Source organism: Parabacteroides acidifaciens (assembly GCF_003363715.1).
Taxonomy (GTDB): domain Bacteria; phylum Bacteroidota; class Bacteroidia; order Bacteroidales; family Tannerellaceae; genus Parabacteroides; species Parabacteroides acidifaciens.
Genome location: NZ_QREV01000002.1, coordinates 1 through 20,474, shown reverse-complemented (window position 1 = coordinate 20,474; position 20,474 = coordinate 1). Strand labels below are relative to the sequence as shown.

Here is a 20,474-nt window from a genome sequence, read left to right as displayed (position 1 = left end):
TCAAATCAAAATCATTTAAATGCCGATAAAAGGAAAGCATGAACCAATAGCGGAGCTCATCCCGCATATTGATCCATGCTTCTTTTCCTAATTATTATGGCAAAATAATTAAAAACAATACAATGGAGGCTACGGGAACGGGTAAAGAATATGCAAGCAGAAATGCTCTGATGTTCTCTTCCGGCCTTTCCTCGAAGCCGTCGAAAAAAAATGCGTTGCAGGTCTTCTGACTTGCTTCCGGTATGAGCGCCTTCCCAACTTTCGTCAGTGGCAAAAAGAATTGCCCAATCCGTTTATGAAGCTTACAGCAGCGGGACTGTTCGGGATTTACACCCGATTCCCTTTTAATCCTTTTCCGCAGAGTGCGAAGCAGGAACAATGCATGCGACAAATATAGGGATATTTTCCATAAATATCTCATCTTCGCCTAAAAAAAGCTGAACGCGTCTTTTTCTAACGAAAAAAGAGTCTGACATACGGTTGTTGGCCGCACATCAGACTCTCCTTAACGATCAGGGGTGAAAACCTTTTACTGGATCACGCCTGTTCCATCGGTGAAGTCGAGTACCGCTTTCTGTCCGGCTTTGACAGGCACAGCAGGCTGGTCGCCTCCATTGCCACGATATTCGATCTTTCCTTCGTAAATATTAAATTCGGCACGCCACCAATCAGACAAACCCGGGTGTTTGATACACATGCGCAAGTTACCATCGGCCGCAAATGCAGGAGATGTGATCTTCTTGGCGGCATTATCAACCGTAAACTTATTTGCTTCCTCATACTCCCATGAATCACCGCCGTTGACTTTACCGACCAGATAGATATTCACGTCTGTCACGGAAACGGTATTGTCTTCCAGATTGACATAGATCAGATAATAGCCCGGAGTCGTCACGTTGATGTTGTTTCCGCCTTTGGTATATTCTCCTATAGCATCGGCGTTCTCTTCGGCAATACCGAAGTCACCGCCCCAACCTAACTTAACCGTAAACTTAAAGCCGCCGGGATTCAGATAGGCGATCTTCCAGAATGAACTTGGCGTTCCGTTTACCGGAATACATTCTTCCGCATCTGTTTCGGGTGTCCATCCCTGGAAGGCATCCCCGACGATAAACAGATTTTCGGGATAAGCCGGCGGAACGACCGGCTCACCGGTCAGGACATAACGAGCGCTGAACTGCCCGGCACGGATATCATATTTCATATACACGCTGAATTGTCCTCCGATATTCGTAACCAGGTTGGCACCTCCCGTTTCCATACTACTGAAACCTTCGGTCAAGATATTATCCGTTCCTTCCTTCGTTCCTGTAACATCGGTGAAGATTTTCACTTTGCTGGCCGCATCGTATGGGATTTCATACCCCCAGTTACCGCTATAACGGAATTTGAACTCACCGGCATTCAGCGTCGTCGACATCTCCCACTCTACCGTCGTACTGGTCGCATCGAACTTCGGAGCGTTGAAAGGAGTCTCCTTATCCCATGCGCCTTCTGTGGCGGCACCGATAATCCCCCAGCTCACCGGCAGGATAGACACCTGGTTCAGACTGGTATTAACGATTATATTATACAACCCGTCGGAGGCGACTGTAAAAGCCGGACCTCCGGCAGACAGGTTGCAGATGGAGATTACATCGGGAACTTCCTCGACGACTTCCCCTTTACCATAATGCACCGGCTCTTCTCCGACCGCTTTACATACGGAGATATTAAACTCACCACCGGCTTTCAACCAGGTATAAATACCGATTATCTCCGGCTTCGTTTCAGACAGACCGTCACCAAGATCCAGCTTGACAGGCTTCAAGGCTGACGTAGAAGCCTCACCGCTGAATATGGTGGCACTACCGACCACATACGTACCGGGTTGCGCCTCTTCGATAATGGTCCAGTTATCGTTATCCTTACAACCTGTCACCGCCAGCAACAGGAGGATAAATACGGATATATAGTTGCATATCTTTTTCATATCATTGTCCTTTTATATGAATCTGTTTATAGTTGTTTATCAATATCCTTTATTCTGTGAAAGGTTTTTATTCAGCAAGACTACATCATGCGGAATAGGGAATACGGTGCAATAGGGTTGTGTCGCCGGACGGCCGTCCACCGCATCGCAGAATTTGCCGAACCTGACAAGATCCTGACGGCGTACACCTTCCCAGGAAAGCTCGCGTGCACGTTCGTCCAACAGGTCGTTGAGAGTCGCTTTGGAGAGCGCATCGGCACCTACACGTCCGCGTACTTCATTGATTTCATTGTCACCGCTTTCCCCTTTACGCATTTTGGCTTCGGCCTTCATCAACAGGACATCGGCATACCTGTATAATACGAAATCGACACTTTGCAATTTGCCTGCCGACTGGGAGGCGGGATCGATCTCATACTTTTTCCAGCGTGCACCGGCCGTTTTTTCATCGGCGATACCCGACACATCGACGGCAACGGCATCCGGCTTATATTCCAGCTCTTTATCACCATCCATGACCGGAGCGCCGTCCGGACCGGTTACTTTACCTGTGAAGAAACACAATTCCAAGCGGGGATCATTCTTGCTTTTTCTGAAAGAAGCTAATAATTCCTTAGAAGCAGAAGCTCCGTTCCAGCCGTCGATCGAATAAGCTTTACCGTGTGCATAATGGACAGTACGGATGATATAATAGAATTGGGCACTATACTTAGCCGGATCCATCGGGATTGTGAAAATATTTTCTACAGACTTCTCGTTCCCCACACTGAAGTTGGATGAATAAGTGGAAGAAAGCTGATATCCCAAATTGGAAATAGAATCACAATAAGCGATTGCAGCATCCCAGCAAAGAACCTTCTGGCCGTTCATTTCAAAATCCGTACTTCCGTTAGGAGCACCGCCGTTGTCCGTCCAGTCATCATCCGAATAGACCTGCGCATTCAAGGCTAACTTAGCCAATAGGAAGAAAGCCACCGGACGTGTCATACGACCATAATACTCACCTTCTTTCGTACTATTTGCCGTATTCAGATAAGGCAAAGCCTCCTGTAATTCCTTCCGGACAAAATTGTACACTTCGCTTCTTTCGGATTGTTTGACATCCGAAATCTGTACATCCGACTTTTCGACCAGAGGTACACGGCCGAAGCAATCCAGCAACTGGTAGTAGTATAATGCACGGATCGCCTGTACTTCCGCTTTGTAAACGGGAAGATAGATATTCTCGGGATCCGCTTCCATCAGGCTGTTCAATTTGTCGATAGACTGGTTGCTCAGACCGATCACTTTATAAAGATAATCCCAGACGCTTTTGAAAGGAGCTTCAGACTTATCCCAAGTATGCAGATACAACCGTTGCCATAATTTCCCGTCTTCCCAGTCACCACCACGAGTCGGCAGCAAGGCTTCGTCGTTCGTAAATGTCTGGATGTCGTACAAACCACGGTCTGTTCCTGCCAGTCCTTCCCCTCCGCCGGTCGCACCGATCTGGGTATAAAGATTGGCAACTGTATTGAGGTAAATCAATTCCGGGCTTTTGTAAGCCTCTTCTTCCGGCATCTGGTCTTTCGGGTTTTCTTCCAAGAAAGAGCTACAGGAAGGAAGAGCGAATGTGGCGGCTGCAAGCAGGCAGCTATATATTATATTCTTTTTCATGTTTTTATGCTAATTAGAAGGTTATATTTAATCCGAGAGAATAGGTCCGCGTCAACGGATAGAAGCGTTTGTCATCGACACCCATATCACTACCGACAACGGTGTTATTGATCATCGGCGACAAACCTGAATAGTTCGTGAATGTATGCACGTTATTGACAGAGGCCGTCAACCGTATGTTCTTAATGACTTTATCGATTTTCTTTACATTGAAGTTATAGCCCAATGTGATGTAATCGATATTCACATAATCACCTTTTTCCAGCCAATAGTCAGTGACCGTATTATCCTTGATGTTCATGGAAGGAGCATCCGGCAAGACGTTGTATGTCGGGAAGGTGTTCATGTTCATATAAGTCAGGGAGGTTCCGTTATAGATCTTATGTCCGAACGCTCCGCTCATCTGTACCTGCAAGTCAAAGCGTTTATAACGCATGCTGATGTTGGCACCCATGAATACTTTAGGAGTTGCCTGTCCTGCCACGTAGCGGTCGTTGCCGTCATTGATATCGACAGTACCGTTCTTGTCGAGGTCTTCAACCTGGTACGTGTAGCTACCCAAACCGTCGTTCACCAGACCTCTTGAATGAGGCAGATAGAATACACCTACAGGCTGTCCTACCATCTGGTAGATAACTCCCGTATTACCACCGATAAAACCGGCGCCATTGATGCTACCCAAACGCATATATTCGGAAGTAGACAATTCCTGGCCCATATAAGTTCCGCTCAATGATTTCAGTTCATTCTTCTGATAAGAGACATTGGCACTGATCTTCAGGTCGAAATCTTTTGTCTGTACCGGTGTGCCGCTCAAAGCTATTTCCACACCGTTGTTCTGCATTTCCCCTAAGTTTGCCAAGAGCTTGTTGTAGAGGAACGGCGGAACAGGAACGGCATATTCGTACAGAAGATCTGTCGTTCTGGAATTGTAATAATCGACAGAACCGGAAATCCGGCTATCCAACAAGCTGAAGTCAACACCTACGTCGAACATCTTCTTGGTTTCCCATTTCAGGTCCGGGTTTGCGTTACGGGCATACCCGTAAGTAACAGTCTGCTGACCGTTGACAGTCGTGATACCCGTAGGTTGCATCAGGGACAATGAGTTGTAAGGAGATATGGCATCCTGGTTACCGGTCAGACCGTAACCGGCTCTGATTTTGATGTTCGTAATCTGTTCGATATCCTTCAGGAATGCCTCGTTGCTGATTACCCATGCCGCAGAAGCAGAAGGGAAGAAGCCCCACTTATTGTTTTCACCTAATTTGGAAGAACCGTCGGTACGCAGGTTGACAGTTGCGATATAACGGTCGTCAAACATATAGTTAAGACGGGCCATAAAAGAAGAGATATTGTAAGAGTTGGCATAAGAAGTAACATCGCCATACTTCACATTTGCTCCTGCTTTCAGGTTGTCATATCCGAAATAGTTCGTACCGAAGCCGCGTGCGTCAGCACCGAAACCATTGAACTTATAGCTCTGCCCTTCCATCAATCCTAAAACATCAACATGATTCTTTCCGAAGTCTTTCTTATAGGACAACGTGATATTTCCCATCAGTACATCGCTGTTCTTCTGCGTCTTGCTGGCCTTACCGCTACCTTCACGGATACCGGCTTTGATATTATTCGGAATGTAGGTCGAGTTGATCTTCTCATTATAGGTATAAGAGCCGAATACACTCAACATCAGATCAGGGGTAAAGTTGAACGAGAGCTTACCGTGTGCATTCAGGTAGGCATTGTCTTCCTTATCCTGTATGGTCAGACGTCCTAACGGGTTGTCTATTTCGTTTGCGTTCGGATCTTCCGGCCACGTTCCATCTACATTTTGGGCAGCAGGGAGAGTCGGATTGAAAGAAGCGGCGGAATAGAATGTTTTCTGGTGATCGTTCACATAGTTATTCACCTTCTTGGAACCGAACATGCCGAATTCTATTTTCAGACGATCGTCGAACATCCGCTGGTTCGCATCCAACTTAGCGGTATAATTGCGCATATCGCTACCGTCAATAATACCGTCCTGTGCAATCACGCCGATCGAAGCGCGGTAATTGGATTGCTCGTTTCCGGCACCGAAAGAGACGCGATGGTTCTGCGTGAAACCGGTACGTTGCATCTCCTTCATGAAGTTCGTGCTCGCACCGCCGTCGAGGGCATTGACATACCCACCGACCTCTACGGCCGACCGGTATTGCGCGGCATTCAGCATATCAATGTTCTTATAGACGCTTTCCACGCCGAATGTCCCGTCATAGTTCAGGCTGACGGCTCCCGCCTTCCCTTTCGTCGTAGTAACGACAATTACACCGCTGGCACCGCGTGAACCATACTGGGCGGTTTCGGAAGCATCCTTCAAAATCGTAAAGGTCTCGATGTCGGAAGGAGAAAGCGCATTCAGTAAGCCTAAGTCACCGAAAACACCGTCTATCACAACCAACGGATCGTTACCGCCGGATAATGAAGTCGTACCACGCACACGGATAGAGGGAGTGGAAGCCGGGTCGCCTCCCTGTTTGTTGATGACCACACCGGCCACTTTTCCCTTGATTGACTCGAGCGGGTTCGTTACGACTCCGACATTCATGTCTTCTTTCTTAATCTTTTCAACGGCACCGGATATTGTCCGCTTACTTCCCGTAGCGTAACCGACAACAACCACTTCGTCCAACGCTTCCACATCCTCCTTCAAGATGATATTAAAAGAAGTCTGTCCATTAACGGCTAAGGTCTGAGGGATATAGCCGATATACGAAATATTGATCGAAGAGTTTCCGGGTACGGTTAAAGAGAAATTACCGTCTACATCGGTAATGATCCCGTTTGTCGTACCAACCTGAAGAACACTGGCACCGATAATCGGCTCGCCGGTCACATCTTTTACATTACCTCTGACTGTAATGTCTTGCGCAAAAATGCTAAAGTTACACAGTAAGCCTATTAGTACTAATAGGCTTACTCTTGCACTGCAAGAGTAAATTTTTTGTTTCATGCATTAGAGAATTTAAGATTGTTATTACTTATGTTTATTTTGTTGCAAATTAGAGAAATACCTATTAAAACCTATTTGTCTTCAACCTATTGAAGCTATTATAACCTTTTCAATCCTTTTGCCTCTGATTTATCTTTTACTTCTTTGATACTGATGGCGTAACCCCCTCCGCTTGCTGCCCGCAAAGTCAGTTTGCTTTTATTGGTCAGTACGCCTTTGCTTATCGTATAGGCCTGCGGATTATTCTTCCAGTCGGCATCTTTGGCATCGGCATACACCGTTGCTACATATTGTTTTCCCGGTTGCAGGAAATCAAATGTCAATTTGGAAGTATGTCCGTTTTCATCAGCCGTACAACCGATAAACCAGTCATTCGAACCTTTGGCCCGACGGGCAATCGTGATGTAGTCTCCCGGTTCAGCTTCCAGATACAGGCTTTCGTCCCAATCGATGGCGACATCCTTAATAAACTGGAAGGCATCCATAAAACGTTCATAATTTTCAGGAATATCGGCAGCCATCTGCAGAGGGCTGTACATCGTGACATACAATGCCAACTGGCGCACCAGAGTGGAACGGACCTGGGAATTATTATTCGGATTCATCTTATTGCAATGCGTTTCAAAGATGCCCGGCGTATAATCCATCGGTCCACCGACCAGACGGGTAAAAGGCAGGATAGTCGTATGGTCCACATTGTTGCCGCCAAACGATTCATACTCTGTTCCGCGGGCAGATTCATTGCCGATCAGGTTCGGATAGGTACGGCAAAGCCCGGTAGGACGAACCGCTTCGTGTGCATTTACCATAATCTTATAACCGGCCGCTTTCTTGACAGCAAATAAATAGTGGTTGTTCATCCATTGCCCGTAATGGTATTCCCCGCGCGGGATAATATCACCGACATAACCGCTCTTAACCGAGTTATATCCATTGTCGACCATGAACTGGTAAGCTTTATCCATATGACGTTCGTAATTACGGACGGAAGCGGATGTTTCGTGGTGCATCATCAATCTCACACCTTTACCGGCAGCATAGCTCTGAAGTTCTTTTACGTTGAAATCGGGATAAGGAGTCACAAAGTCAAAAACATAATCCTTACTTTTCCCGAACCAGTCTTCCCAGCCTTCATTCCATCCTTCAACCAAAACCTGGTCGAAACCATTCTGAGCGGCAAAATCGATATAACGTTTTACATTTGCCGTATTAGCGGAATGCCTGCCATTCGGCTTTGTCTTGGAATAGTCCGTCACTCCTAACTTCACACTTGAAAGTTCGTCCGTATAAGCCCAAGTACCTTTATTGGTAATCATATCCCACCATACACCGATGTATTTAACCGGCTTGATCCAGGAAACATCTTCCAATTTACACGGTTCATTCAGGTTAAGCGTAATACGGGATGCCAAAATATCACGGGCATCGTCACTCACGATAACCGTACGCCAGGGCGAGTTACAAGGAGTTTGCAGGTAGCCTTTATCGCCTCTCGCATCAGGGGTGAGCCAGGATTCGAACACCATGTTCTTGTCATCCAGGTTCAGATGCATACACGCATAATCGACCAGAGCGGCTTCATGTAAATTGATATACAGGCCATCGTCGGTCTTCATCATCAAAGCGGTCTGCACGCCTGTCGGTGAAAACGGCGTCTGTGAAGAATTAGGGGTGATAGCCTTCTTCATCAACCCTCTGATTTCAGACAAACGGGAAGTCGTGTAATCGTATTCTTGCGTATCATAATCCCCGGGAATCCAAAATGCCGTATGGTCACCTGCCATACCGAATTGCGAATGTTCTTCTTTGATGACGAAATAGTTCAACTCCTTCTGTTGCGGAAACTCATAGCGGAAGCCCAATCCGTCATTGAAAAGACGGAACCGGATCACAATATGTCTGTCGTTTGCGGGCTGATTCAGCGTCACCGCCAATTCATTATAATGATCCCGGATTTCCTTTTCTTCTCCCCAAACCGGCTTCCAGGTTTCATCGAATGTAGATGTCTTGACCTCTCCGATTTCAAAGCCATTATAAAGATTAGTCTTTTTGTCTAATGTCGTAACGTCTTTACGCTGCTTGAACTCGAAGTCGACAGCTGCATCCGCATCCTCTTTTTTCAGTTCCAGTCCCAACGTACTGGGTTTGATGACCTCTTTCTGTTTATAAGTTAATTCATAAACAGGAGCGCCTTCCTGATTCAAACGAAATGTCATTTCCAGATTGCCATCCGGCGAGGTAAGTTTTTGCTGCGCATTTCCAATAAATGAAATGCAGAGTAAAAAGACGAGTGAAAGATTCTTTTTTCTTTTCATATTATAAAATGGTATTAAATTATATGCCAACGATATGGTCCGAGAGTTTTTTTCATTTCGGATATGGCAAATGTAGCAGTATTGAAACCCGCTAAATGAGACAAGAACAAAAATATAAATGATTTTCAGTCTATATTTAAACTAACACACTATTCTACAAACAATTACTATTAAACATCTTTTTTAAAAATATAAGTCTTTGTGAACTGCCAGAATCATATCCACACCTTTTCTACAGCCTTTAATAAATATTTCTTACCGTTTTCTGCACCTCGGATACTTAATATTTATATATTTGTGAAAAACAAAGTCAATGATGATAATGAAAAATATTACCTGTTACCTTATATTATTACTATTCGCCTGTCCGCTTTGCCTGTTCGCCGAAAAGACAACAAACGAGATTGTCCTGGAAGAGTTGGACGGAATAATAGCCAGAAAACAAACCTTCCATATAAAAAAAGAAAAAGAAATCAACGATCTGAAACAACAGTTATACCAATCAAAAGACGATGAAGAGAAATATAACCTGTACGGTTTGCTATACCACCTCTACCTGCATTATCAGGCCGATTCTTCCTTATATTATATAAACAGCAAGATCAATTTACTCCCTTCGCTGAATCATCCCGAATTAAAAAATGAACTCATTATCAACCAGGCGGAAGTCATGGGAGTCATGGGAATGTATAACGAAGCACTCGAAAAGTTAGAGCAGATCAACCCTAAAGAGCTGGATCAAAAGACCTTGAATTATTATTACGGTACGTTCCGAGCCTATTATGGCTGGTTGACCGATTATACGACACATGATGACGAAAGGCAGAAATACCTGCAAAAGACCAATGCCTACCGCGATTCTATCCTGGCAACACCTGTACCGGGAATAAACCAGGACATTGTCCGGGCTGAAAAATGGATAGTCGACGGTAAGCCAGACAGTTCATTGGTGATTCTATACGGCCTTTTAGAACAAGAACCGGATATACGCCAGAAAACGTTTATCTACTATACACTGTCCGAAGTGTACGACGCAATGCACGATACAGATAAGCAGATCTATTACCTGGCACAAACAGCCATATTGGATTTGCAATCGGCAACAAAAGAATATGCCTCCTTGCAAAAGTTAGCACAACTCATCTACCGACAGGGCGAGATAGACCGCGCCTACAAATATCTGAATTGCTCCATGGAGGATGCCGTTTCATGTAATGCTCGTTTACGATTTATCGAGGTCACACAGTTCTTCCCGATTATCGACAAAGCCTACAAATTAAAGGAGAAAAGAGAACGCCAGATATCGCGCACACTGCTAATAAGTATCAGCCTTCTGTCTCTTTTCCTGATTGCAACGATCTTCTATCTGTACCGGTGGATGAAAAAGCTATCGGCCATGCGCCGGGATCTGAGCCAAACCAACAAGCAATTGCAAGCCGTGAATAAGGAGCTGGAACAGACCGGTAAAATCAAGGAAGTATATATCGCCCGCTATCTGGACCGCTGCGTCGCTTATCTGGACCAATTGGACACTTACCGCCATTCGTTAGCTAAACTGGCAATGGCCTCACGCATAGACGACCTGTTCAAAGCCATCAAATCCGAACAGTTTATCCGTGACGAACGGAAAGCGTTCTACAATGAGTTTGATAAGTCTTTCCTGGAACTGTTCCCCCATTTTATTTCTTCGTTCAACAGCCTGTTGATAGAGGAAGGACGGATTTATCCTAAATCAGGGGAACTGCTGACAACGGAACTGCGCATATTCGCACTGATCCGCTTAGGAGTAACGGACAGCAACCGGATCGCCCATTTCTTAGGATATTCTTTAGCTACCATTTACAACTACCGGAGTAAGATACGGAATAAAGCAATCGGCAACAAAGAGCAGTTCGAACAGAACGTGATCAATCTATAAAACACGGGACCTGTGGCAGGCATCCACGGTATCCTAAACAAAGCAATGCACGACCTGTTTTCACCAATTGAGACTCCAGAGAGGGGCTTATTGTATAAAACGCATTTTTTAAGCCCAAAAGAAGCCCGAAACAGAATAAATGTTAATCCACTTTTCAGACGTCAAAAAGGGACTCTTTCCCCTTTTTCGGGAGTTTATTGCCGGGAAGTCAACCTTTATTTCATTTTCCCGGCACTTTATCGCCATGAGGACGGTCGTCATACCCTATGAAGACGGTCGCCATTCCAATGAAGACGGTCACAAAGGCGATGAGGACGGTCGTCATGGCGACAAGGCCCCCAATATTTCCTTGGGATATTTGGAGCGCAGTCCGTCTCCGTTCGCAAATATTCGATTCTCCGGGAGTTAAGCTTTATCACTTTGCCGGCGTTTCCGTTTTTCGGCAATCAAAAAGAAAGCCTTTCGGAACGGGCTGCGCACCTCACCTCATCTTTTGTCAGACAAGAAAGGATAACCAATGAAAAAAGTCAAACCAAAATCGATCAAAATTTCAGACGAAATAGAAAAACGACCGGAGAAGGGGGTTATTGTCATTTTAACATATTTGAAATCTACTTAAACAACCAACGATTCAAATGATTCCCGGGAGCTTGTACAACAAACTTATAGAACTTGGAAGCCGGCAGGTTTTGCAAATCGACCGTATATTTATCCACTCCCCCCGGAAGGTCTGCAAGCTTAATCCATTCGTCCTTTCCACCTTCCTTGAATTTATTATCGGTGGCAGCATAGACTGTGACCGGAACATTTTCAGTATAAGATTTCCAGGACAGCTCCACCGTATTGTCATAAGGCACGGTTTGCAAATCATAAATATCGGTTTTGCCGATAAACGGAATGCCGTCCTGCTCCCAAAGAACAGCCTGCGGGATTTCAAACCCTATATAACGGCAAATAGAAGGAGCAATATCCGTAATAGCTAACGCCCCTTTTGAGAAATGGCTGTTTACAGGAACATTGGTCGATATCCAGGTCGTACGTTCCCGCCAGAATTGGCCTCCATGTCCATGCCCATTCTCACCACGCCCGTGATCGGTCGTAACGACGATCATCCATTCTTCATCGAAATTGGCCTCCCGATACTTGACAGCTTCCCAAACACGGGCAACCTGGTTGTCAGCCTTCCGGACATACTCATCGAAAAAGGCACCGTTGCCGGCAATATGTCCCGCATCGTCGGTGTACCACAAATAAACCCAACTCAAATCGGGGGCATCCTTGCGGATACCGGCCGCTGCGTCTTTCGAGATTTGCTCGTCGATATCGAAGATATGCAAATCCTTTTCTTTTTTCGGAAAGCGAACCGTATCGAGGTCGTAACCGTCTTTCACATAATCTATTTTAAGATTGTTTGTCTCCTTCTTGCCTTCCCCGATCAATACGGTACGGTTGTCCGTCCAACTGGAATAAATAGCCGTTTTATAGTCTTCCGGCTGTTCTTTTGCGATCCTGAAGATAGTCCAATAGTTATAATTAGGTTTCAGGTTGGAATTGCCACCCACATTATGTTTGTTAAACCAAGTCGATGTCAACAAATTGGTATATCCGATTGCCGAAATCGTAGCGGTTTGGGAATATCCGCCTATCTCGCCTCCGGTATAAGCCCGGCCATAGGCGCCCCTCGAAGCGATATCGAAAATGGCCGAAGGGTGCAGCCTCTCGATTTGGTCAGCCGGAACCCCGTCAATGATTATATACACAGCTTTCTTTGTCTTTGCCGACAAACCTGCACAACATAGCAGCGTCAGTAACAAATAATAAAAACATCTCATGCAATCTCTCCTTCTCATAATATCAATTCAATTATTTACAACATTATTCTATCAAGTAAGTCAATTACTGTCCGATCCAATAGCATTTTTACTTTAAGCGTTTATGACGATAAGCCTCCACGGCATCCTTAACCGAACCATACATAAGGAGCAGATGCTGGGATTGGCTGTAGGGAAGCCCCAACTCTTCGGCCACCATACGGGTTCCCCGGTCGATGAGCTTTTGATTGGTAAGCTGCATATTGACCATCCGGTTTCCTTTTATCCTGCCTAACTGGATCATGACGGAGGTGGAAATCATATTCAGGATCATCTTCTGTCCCGTTCCTGATTTCATGCGGGAACTGCCGGTGACAAACTCCGGGCCGACAATCATTTCGATCGCCACGTCGGCTTGTGCAGCCATCGGCGAATCGGGATTGCTGGAGATGGAAGCTGTCAGGATGCCATGTTCGCGTGCCCGGCGAAGGGCGCCGATGACATAAGGCGTCGTGCCGGAAGCGGCAATGCCGATCACGGTATCCAGAGCATTAATCTGATGTTCCTGCAATTCCTGCCAACCGCGTTCCTCATCGTCTTCGGCATTCTCCACCGGATTACGGAGAGCAGTGTCACCACCGGCGATCAGTCCGATAATCACCGAAGGAGGCATTCCGAACGTCGGCGGTATCTCGGATGCATCCAAAACTCCTAACCGACCGCTCGTCCCCGCTCCCAAATAGAAGATACGTCCCCCTTGTTTCATGCGGGGGACGATCTGCAAGACCAACTCTTCTATTTTAGGGATTGTTTTCCGGACAGCCAAAGCGACCTTCCGGTCTTCGGTGTTTATATCTTCGAGCAACTCCCGGACAGACTTCTGCTCCAGGTCGTTGTAGTGGGAATCCTGTTCTGTTATCTTGATGAATGACATATCTTATTTAAACTTCAGACAAACGGGTTTATCCACCTTTATATCTTTCCCTGTATCTTTCAACAGCCCGGTCTGCGGGTCTATTTCAAAGACCTGGACTGCATTGCTGTCACGGCAGGCACACAACAGGTATTTGCCATTCGGCGTAATAATGAAGTTACGCGGATGAATGCCCGTCAGTTGATAACCGGTTTTCGTCAGTTTCCCATCCGCTGGATCGATGGAGAAGATGGCAATGCCGTCTCCCTTCAAACGGTTGGAGGCATAGAGGAAACGTCCGTCCGGAGTGATGTGTATATCTGCACTGCCGGAAACGTGCAACGTATCCGCTTCTATAAACTGGACAGGCGTAAAATTGCCGTTATCATAATCGAGAACCGTTACACGCCCGGAAAGTTCGCTGATCAGATACGCCCGCTTTCCGTTCGGATGGAAAACCGTGTGACGGGGACCTTCTCCGGCCGGCAAACTAAAGGATGCCGGTTCCCCTTCCTTCAGGTTCAATCCGCTGCCGGAAGCAATAAGCTCGTACTTATAGATCCGGTCCGTTCCCAAATCGTTTGCATACAGGTATTTTTCATCCGGGGAAGCATAAACGCAATGCAGGTGCGGAACCGCCTGCCGCTCGGAACCCGGCGTTCCACCTTCATACGCACAGACTTTGGCCGGCTGCAACGTGCCATCGGCCGAGATCGGGAATACGCTGATACTTCCTCCGTTATAATTAGCCGTAACTGCCATGCGGCGCTGGCTGTCCACCCAGATATAACAGGGAGCGCTTCCCTCGGTCTTTTGCTCGTTCAACAGCGTAAGCGTCCCCGCGTCCTTGTTAAAAGAATAGGCACAGACTTTGGCATCGCTCTCTCCCGTCTCGCTCACCGAATAAACAAACTTCCCGTCCCGGCTTATCGCCTGGTAAGAAGGGTCCTGAATACCGGAAACTTCTTTCACCAACGTAGCCGCTCCCGTATCCGTATTAAAACGATACAAGCTGATACCCGTATCCGCCGCATCGGCATATGAGCCGACAAACAAATACAATTCACTCTCCTTTTGCGCACATGCTGTAAATGCCATACCTAATAAACCGATTAAAAAATACTTTAATTTTGACATACTGTTCTATTATTAATCGGGAAGCAAACTCACTTCCCGCACTTATCTTTCAGCCATTCCATACGCTCAGCCCCCTGTTCCGGATAAGTCCAATGACCGGTTTCCAGATAGAGATGCAGTTCTTTTGCCCCCGGAATCACATTATAAGCCGAATACATGGAAGTCGGCGGACAAGTCACATCGTTATAGCCCCAACTGTACCAACCCGGCGCTTTCACCCGGCGCGCAAAATTCACGACGTCGAAGTAGGCAAGCGTTTCCACTTCATTGGCTGCCGGCTGGGCATTTCTGTAATAATGAGGCCAGCCTCCAGCACGCTTATGAAGATAACCAGCGTAATCGCACAAAGCCGGATAGAACGCTGCCAAAAATTTAATACGCGGGTCCAGACCAGCCGTAACAATAGACAAAGCTCCACCCTGACTGCCGCCGGTCACTCCAACCGTACTTCCGTCGAACTCCGGCAATGAATAAAGAAAGTCTACGGCCCGCACACAACCGAGATACACCCGTTTATAATAATGCGTATCGCGGTCATTCTTGTTCACCGAAGGATATCCGCTCAATGCTCCGTTAGCCAGATTTGCATACGCCTCTTGGGGCATTGTCACAGGAATCCCGTGTATTCCAATCTCCAACGTAATAATATTTTCTCCCATATTGAAGCCTCCATAAGGACGGATGCCCGCTCCCGGCACTTGAAGGACTGCCGGATATTTACCGGACTTCTTCGGTACAATCAGGATTCCATACATCCGCGAGCCGGGATGTTCGTTCTGGTAACTGATGTGGTAAACATTCTGAGTCGATGTACATCTTTCTGGAAGTAAAGTCATCTTAGGATCGAGCGGTTGCTTACGTGCCTCTTCAATCGCATTCATCCAGAAAACATCGAAGTCTTCCGGATTAGCAGTTGTCGGCTGGATTTTGGCTTCATCCACCGCCACAGTCGCCATTCCTTCATACCGGCGCCCATCCACTTTGGCAATCACTTTGCAACGCAGGAATCCCGGTTCTTTCATCGAAGCCTTTAAAGTCGTCTTCCCCTCCGCCAGCAGCACATCATTCTTCACAACCGTCGGAAAATATTCCGGCCCCAACTCATAGTCCACCACCACATCTTTCAACAAGTTCTCATTCCTGAAAACCTGCACCGTGAACTTAACTTCGTCTTTCGCTTTGCATTTCCAATCAACACGATCCGGCGAAACCACAACATTGATCAACTTCTGAGCGGGCTGGGCTAACACACTCCCCCAATTCCCTAACATCCCCAGAAGGAAACAGAATAAGAATAAAGATTTTTTCATGATAAAAACGATTTAGATAAACGATTTATTTACAGAAACAATTAAAGGATGCGGTAAATTTACAAAAATTCCTCACATCCTACAGTCTAAAACTTGCCTTTATCACTTAAACAGCAAAAGATAATCTTTCTCTTTGGACTAACGTTCCCCAAAATGCAGCATTATCGATACTGGATACAGTATCGATTACCATCAATGCCGTTATATCTCTCAATTGCCTTTTCAAAGTATTCTCCATCAAAGGAAAAGAGCGAGAGATTTGCCCACCAAACAGCAAACATTCTATTCTCTTCTCTTCTAAAAAGGGATACAAGCTTTCTGCCAATATCAAAGCCATCATACGAAAAGTTTGTAAAGACAACTCATCTCCCAGCTGTGCCAAGGCTGCAATATCTTTTACGGTTATCCAATCCGGAACTTTATCATTTAGCACTTTATATATATGCAATATACCTCTTTGAGAAGCATAATCTTCCAAAATACCATCCCGGCAGGGACGATTATACATACTAAACAAGGGGGAACCCAATTCCGAACTCTGGATTTTGCCATCCAGCGAACAAGCAAATCCAAGGCCAGTCCCCAAGGTAACCACAGCAACATTTTTAAAAGAACGGGCACTTCCTCTCCATTGTTCACCAGCTAATACGGCATTCACATCATGTACAAACCAGACCGGGAGATCAACATTAAAACAACCTGTCGATACCAAAAAATCTTTCACATCAAGACCGTACAGACTCTGATATTTATGCTTCATTAAAGAAATGCCCCTGTGGTAGTCAAACGGTCCTGGAATAGCAACACCTATCCCCTTCAGACAAAGCTGATTTTTGCTACAATATTCCATTCCACGAGACAGAACATCTTCAAATGCTTTCTTTATTTGTTCTAATGTTCCTTGTGAGCAGGAAAAAGTCGAAAAACACGAAGAGGCACATATCGTACCGTCCACATTTAACAAAGCGGATTTCAGATAGGTGCCTCCAGCATCAATAATCAGCCAAGCCTCATTGGTTGTCGTCGATAAAGCCATCTTTCAACATCGTTTTATGAATACACACCGGCTGATTACCTAAATTCCTGACAACATAACGTCCGATATTTGCAGGAACGACAACCATATCCATATAATTCTGGATATAGCTACATTCCGGATGATCCAAAGACTCGACTTTCACTTGCTCACCATCTACCAAGACTAATACATGAAACTTTCCATTTGTATCATCTTCTATCTCTTTCTCAAATTCAAAACGATGCAATGTGAAATAGAGCAGATCATGTTCACCGACGATGTATTCCGCCCAGCCATCTCCCTGACGTGCTACACGTGGAGTCTGAACCAGGTTTTCCCGCACCCAACGGGTTGTTCTTTCCGTCTTCAGCACACGTTCTCCGTGATATGTATGAATAGGTCGGGGATTACCATCCAAATCAGCCCGCAGATAATCATACATTTTATATGTATAAGAACCGATTGTCAGACTACCTATTTCCAAGACTACCTGATTACGTCCGGAAGAATGAATAGTACCCGCCGGTAAAAGGACTTGTGTTCCCGGCTTGGAATCAACATAATGGATATATTTTTGATAGTCAATCGGTGTATAGTCTTTCTCTGATTTCTTGGCCAATTCAATAAATTCTTTCGGATCAGCCTCCTCATTAAAGCCAACGTAAGTCTTCGCATGGTGTCCCACCTGCACCACATAATAGCTTTCATCCTGCCGTCCCAGTTCGTTATAATTTTCCACATTATAATCTTTCCCGGAATGAACCTGGATGGACATATTACCATTACTGTGATAAGAGTCATCGTAATTGAAACGGATCGGGAAATAACCTTTGAATTTTTTCATACAATCCCCCCCCATCAGAGCAACGCCTTCTTTCTGAAAAAAGGTTGAGAAGGGAACCTCAAACAATCTCTTTCCGACTTCCATCACCAGGCTGACTTCCATCGGTATCAAATCAAACACCCAGGCACAATTGCGCATTTCCTCCGGCAGACCACGTAACCGCTTTACAAAGGTTCCTCCCCAGACACCTTCCAGGTAAACCGGTTTACAGCGAAAAGGATAGCGAACCATTTTATTAAACAAGTTATTCAGTTGAACTCCCGGAAGCAGCTGAATATCATCCGGATAATCGGAAGCCAAATAATAATCGATTTTATTATCACGCAACAATTCCCCTCTTAAACGAACGGCAACTTCAAAATCGACATAATAACAACGCCGGATCAAAGTTTTTACCGGTTTTGCCAAACGATCCCCAATGTTTCCAAACGAACCCCGCCGTGCTCTCAAGATACTTTCCTTTGGAGTCACATCGAAATAGCAAATCCAATCATACAAATCCCGGTACCGGGCGATTGCACAACCATTCCCATAGACTATCACAACTTTAGACTTCACGATATTGCCCTGTTTGAAATGTTCTAATTCGGATTGTAATGACGCGGCCTTGTCTTCGTCTAATAATCCTTCAAAACCTTTATCGTAGACTTTTCCAAAAAGGGAAACCGGATCCTTGATTTTATCTTCTCCGACATAGTAATCCAATTCCTTATCCAACACGTCTGCTTTTTTATATATTCCGGAAAATGGTATCACTTCAAATTCGGTCTTCGTCATTTCCAGGTTTTGAACAATCAGGTTGATTGTCCTTTTCCAATCGGCACTGATATATCCATCAAAAGCAACTATGCAATTTCTCCCTTTTACCGTTTCCAAACGCTTTCTGAAGACATCAGCCAAAAAATCCGCCGAAGCTTTCGTTCCCGACACTAATGCATCCGTCACTTCATCATCGACAGCCGGACGATTAACAGCATTCCAATCATCATACGGATATGGATTATACATAAAACTCATACTTTTTCCTCCCTATTTCTTTATCTAAATTCATAATAATCAAAATGCATCATCTCTGAAAGTATTTGCAACTCTTTCCGATAATCGCCATCCACTATGGCAAAATGCTGGGTTGTGCCGACTTTCAATATATGTTCAAACAGATCAGTCACCTGCATATCTACCGGACGGAAGATACTATGTGAGTAACTGGCAAACAGATGCTTACCCGGTAATGAATCAACCTGTGTACAAACCAGTTTATAGCGGCCATTATCTTCTACAAACTGTGCCATTGTTTTCCGTCCCGGCGAGATGCGGTACCAAGCAAACGGTGCTCCGGCATATTTATAATTCGTCTTGGCAAAACGGACATCGCGGGCTATTAACACATCTTCCGGACCGGCTTCATTATAATCATTCGGACCAGCATGACCAGCTGCAAACGTATTTTCGCCATATTCGATATGAAACGGCTCGATAAAGTTAACTTGTTTACCGCTCAATAATTTCAATATGTAGGTAATCATTCCGGCTCCTAAATCTGCTTCCGGAACCAATATTGAAGTACGTTCATTCAGGCTATCCGGATAAAAACCTGCACGAAGCCCGATCAGACGAAACATGGCCGGATCAATATCGTTGAAAATCATGGCGTCAATAGAATAAGATTCCACTAAACGAGCGATTCCTAAAGAAGCTTGAATAGAAGCATCGAATTTATCATCAACAACATCATCCATCATTTTATATTTGGTCATCAGTCGTTCTTTAAAGACTGCCGTCTCTTCGCTCGGAACAGCTTCAATCTCCTCTGCATAGGCAGAATAAGGAATAAAACGCAATTCCGGACCGATACGGGTGAACAGGTTATAGGGATCCATATAGGTAGACCACATTACCTCATTATAGTTAGCCAGTAACCCGAAAGTTGACTGTTTCAATAATCCCCGGACACGGGCAGCCCGGGCATACAGAACAATCTGCTGGTAAATCTGAAAGTCTGAACCCATTACAATTTTTACATCCGGACGTTCCATGCGTGCAATAGAGCCACCAGCCTCCAGAGAACCGACCAGATTTCCTGCACACAGGAAGTCAATAAAATCATCTTCATCCAATGTATCTTCAAAAGAGACTTTTTCCCTTGCATGGTTGACAAACAACATCGGAATTGAAGGCATATCACGCAAGAAACGAATCCAGGCAAAATCTTCAGCCCAAGATAAATATTCTGCAATAACAAAATCAACCCGTTCCACAAAGAAAGAGGTCATCGCTTTCTCCACATCTTCCCGTTCATACACCACATCTGGAAAAACGATTTCTAATTCGTCTTGAAGCTGTTCCAGAAAAGCATCGACCACAAAGCCTTTACGTTCTGCATAAGTTCCCCGTTGAAGTCCTTCCCCTAAATCCCTAAATCGTGGAGACGCTATTAATAACAATCCCGCCTTTGGTTTTCTATTCTTATTTATTTTCATCATTTTTCTCTTTAGATCGTTCATAATCTATTTTAGATTTTCATCGGTTTGACTTAACCAATTGAGGAATAAACTTTTAGCGAATTATTTGAGAAGTAGTGGTAA

Annotated in this window: 12 protein-coding genes and 1 riboswitch; of the genes, 1 reads left to right on the top strand and 11 read right to left on the bottom strand. The window is 45.2% G+C overall.

What is annotated here, in order from left to right:
- Positions 1-199: 199 nt before the first annotated feature.
- A riboswitch (cobalamin riboswitch) is annotated at positions 200-396 on the bottom strand.
- A gap of 133 nt (positions 397-529) precedes the next feature.
- From DWU89_RS00920 to DWU89_RS00905, 4 genes are all read right to left on the bottom strand, one after another.
- A complete protein-coding gene (locus tag DWU89_RS00920) occupies positions 530-1,972 on the bottom strand; it encodes a SusF/SusE family outer membrane protein (RefSeq protein ID WP_115497827.1) in 1,443 nt (480 codons plus the stop codon).
- A 39-nt stretch (positions 1,973-2,011) separates the two neighbouring features.
- Entirely contained in the window at positions 2,012-3,628 is a 1,617-nt protein-coding gene (locus DWU89_RS00915) for a RagB/SusD family nutrient uptake outer membrane protein (protein ID WP_115497826.1), read from the bottom strand.
- A 13-nt stretch (positions 3,629-3,641) separates the two neighbouring features.
- Positions 3,642-6,623 (bottom strand): SusC/RagA family TonB-linked outer membrane protein, encoded by a 2,982-nt coding sequence (locus DWU89_RS00910; protein ID WP_115497825.1) that lies wholly within the window; start codon positions 6,621-6,623, stop codon positions 3,642-3,644.
- Positions 6,624-6,721: 98 nt separating this feature from the next.
- Positions 6,722-8,938 (bottom strand): glycoside hydrolase family 97 protein, encoded by a 2,217-nt coding sequence (locus DWU89_RS00905; RefSeq protein ID WP_115497951.1) that lies wholly within the window; start codon positions 8,936-8,938, stop codon positions 6,722-6,724.
- A gap of 322 nt (positions 8,939-9,260) precedes the next feature.
- Here DWU89_RS00905 and DWU89_RS00900 point away from each other — a divergent pair, with 322 nt between their 5' ends.
- Positions 9,261-10,856, top strand: a complete 1,596-nt coding sequence (locus DWU89_RS00900; RefSeq protein WP_115497950.1) for a DUF6377 domain-containing protein — start codon at positions 9,261-9,263, stop codon at positions 10,854-10,856.
- A gap of 611 nt (positions 10,857-11,467) precedes the next feature.
- On the opposite strand, the gene DWU89_RS00890 is transcribed toward DWU89_RS00900, so the two are convergent.
- The 7 genes from DWU89_RS00890 to DWU89_RS00860 all read right to left on the bottom strand — a co-directional run bounded on the left by DWU89_RS00890 (position 11,468) and on the right by DWU89_RS00860 (position 20,393).
- Positions 11,468-12,616, bottom strand: a complete 1,149-nt coding sequence (locus tag DWU89_RS00890; RefSeq protein WP_244205823.1) for an alkaline phosphatase family protein — start codon at positions 12,614-12,616, stop codon at positions 11,468-11,470.
- Between the two features lie 160 nt (positions 12,617-12,776).
- Positions 12,777-13,601 carry an N-acetylmuramic acid 6-phosphate etherase gene (gene murQ / locus DWU89_RS00885; protein WP_115497822.1) on the bottom strand — a complete coding sequence of 275 codons (825 nt, stop codon included), beginning with the start codon at positions 13,599-13,601 and terminating at the stop codon, positions 12,777-12,779.
- 3 nt (positions 13,602-13,604) lie between these two features.
- Entirely contained in the window at positions 13,605-14,717 is a 1,113-nt protein-coding gene (locus DWU89_RS00880; protein WP_115497821.1) for a lactonase family protein, read from the bottom strand.
- 29 nt (positions 14,718-14,746) lie between these two features.
- Entirely contained in the window at positions 14,747-16,027 is a 1,281-nt protein-coding gene (locus DWU89_RS00875; RefSeq protein ID WP_115497820.1) for an acetylxylan esterase, read from the bottom strand.
- Positions 16,028-16,133: 106 nt separating this feature from the next.
- Complete coding sequence (locus DWU89_RS00870; RefSeq protein WP_115497819.1) at positions 16,134-17,063, bottom strand: ROK family protein; 930 nt, start codon at positions 17,061-17,063, stop codon at positions 16,134-16,136.
- On the bottom strand, positions 17,038-18,897 hold the full coding sequence (locus tag DWU89_RS00865) for a class I mannose-6-phosphate isomerase (RefSeq protein WP_208642437.1): 1,860 nt from the start codon (positions 18,895-18,897) through the stop codon (positions 17,038-17,040). The genes DWU89_RS00870 and DWU89_RS00865 overlap by 26 nt, the downstream gene beginning before the upstream one ends.
- 29 nt (positions 18,898-18,926) lie before the next feature.
- Entirely contained in the window at positions 18,927-20,393 is a 1,467-nt protein-coding gene (locus DWU89_RS00860) for a hypothetical protein (RefSeq protein WP_244205822.1), read from the bottom strand.
- Between the last annotated feature and the right edge of the window lie 81 nt (positions 20,394-20,474).

Excerpts from the sequence above, each read along its gene's own strand:
- DWU89_RS00920 (WP_115497827.1), bottom strand. The coding sequence starts at position 1,972 with ATGAAAAAGATATGCAACTATATATCCGTATTTATCCTCCTGTTGCTG.
- DWU89_RS00915 (WP_115497826.1), bottom strand. The coding sequence starts at position 3,628 with ATGAAAAAGAATATAATATATAGCTGCCTGCTTGCAGCCGCCACATTC.
- DWU89_RS00910 (WP_115497825.1), bottom strand. The coding sequence starts at position 6,623 with ATGAAACAAAAAATTTACTCTTGCAGTGCAAGAGTAAGCCTATTAGTA.
- DWU89_RS00905 (WP_115497951.1), bottom strand. The coding sequence starts at position 8,938 with ATGAAAAGAAAAAAGAATCTTTCACTCGTCTTTTTACTCTGCATTTCA.
- DWU89_RS00900 (WP_115497950.1), top strand. The coding sequence starts at position 9,261 with ATGAAAAATATTACCTGTTACCTTATATTATTACTATTCGCCTGTCCG.
- murQ (WP_115497822.1), bottom strand. The coding sequence starts at position 13,601 with ATGTCATTCATCAAGATAACAGAACAGGATTCCCACTACAACGACCTG.
- DWU89_RS00880 (WP_115497821.1), bottom strand. The coding sequence starts at position 14,717 with ATGTCAAAATTAAAGTATTTTTTAATCGGTTTATTAGGTATGGCATTT.
- DWU89_RS00875 (WP_115497820.1), bottom strand. The coding sequence starts at position 16,027 with ATGAAAAAATCTTTATTCTTATTCTGTTTCCTTCTGGGGATGTTAGGG.
- DWU89_RS00870 (WP_115497819.1), bottom strand. The coding sequence starts at position 17,063 with ATGGCTTTATCGACGACAACCAATGAGGCTTGGCTGATTATTGATGCT.
- DWU89_RS00865 (WP_208642437.1), bottom strand. The coding sequence starts at position 18,897 with ATGTATAATCCATATCCGTATGATGATTGGAATGCTGTTAATCGTCCG.
- DWU89_RS00860 (WP_244205822.1), bottom strand. The coding sequence starts at position 20,393 with ATGAACGATCTAAAGAGAAAAATGATGAAAATAAATAAGAATAGAAAA.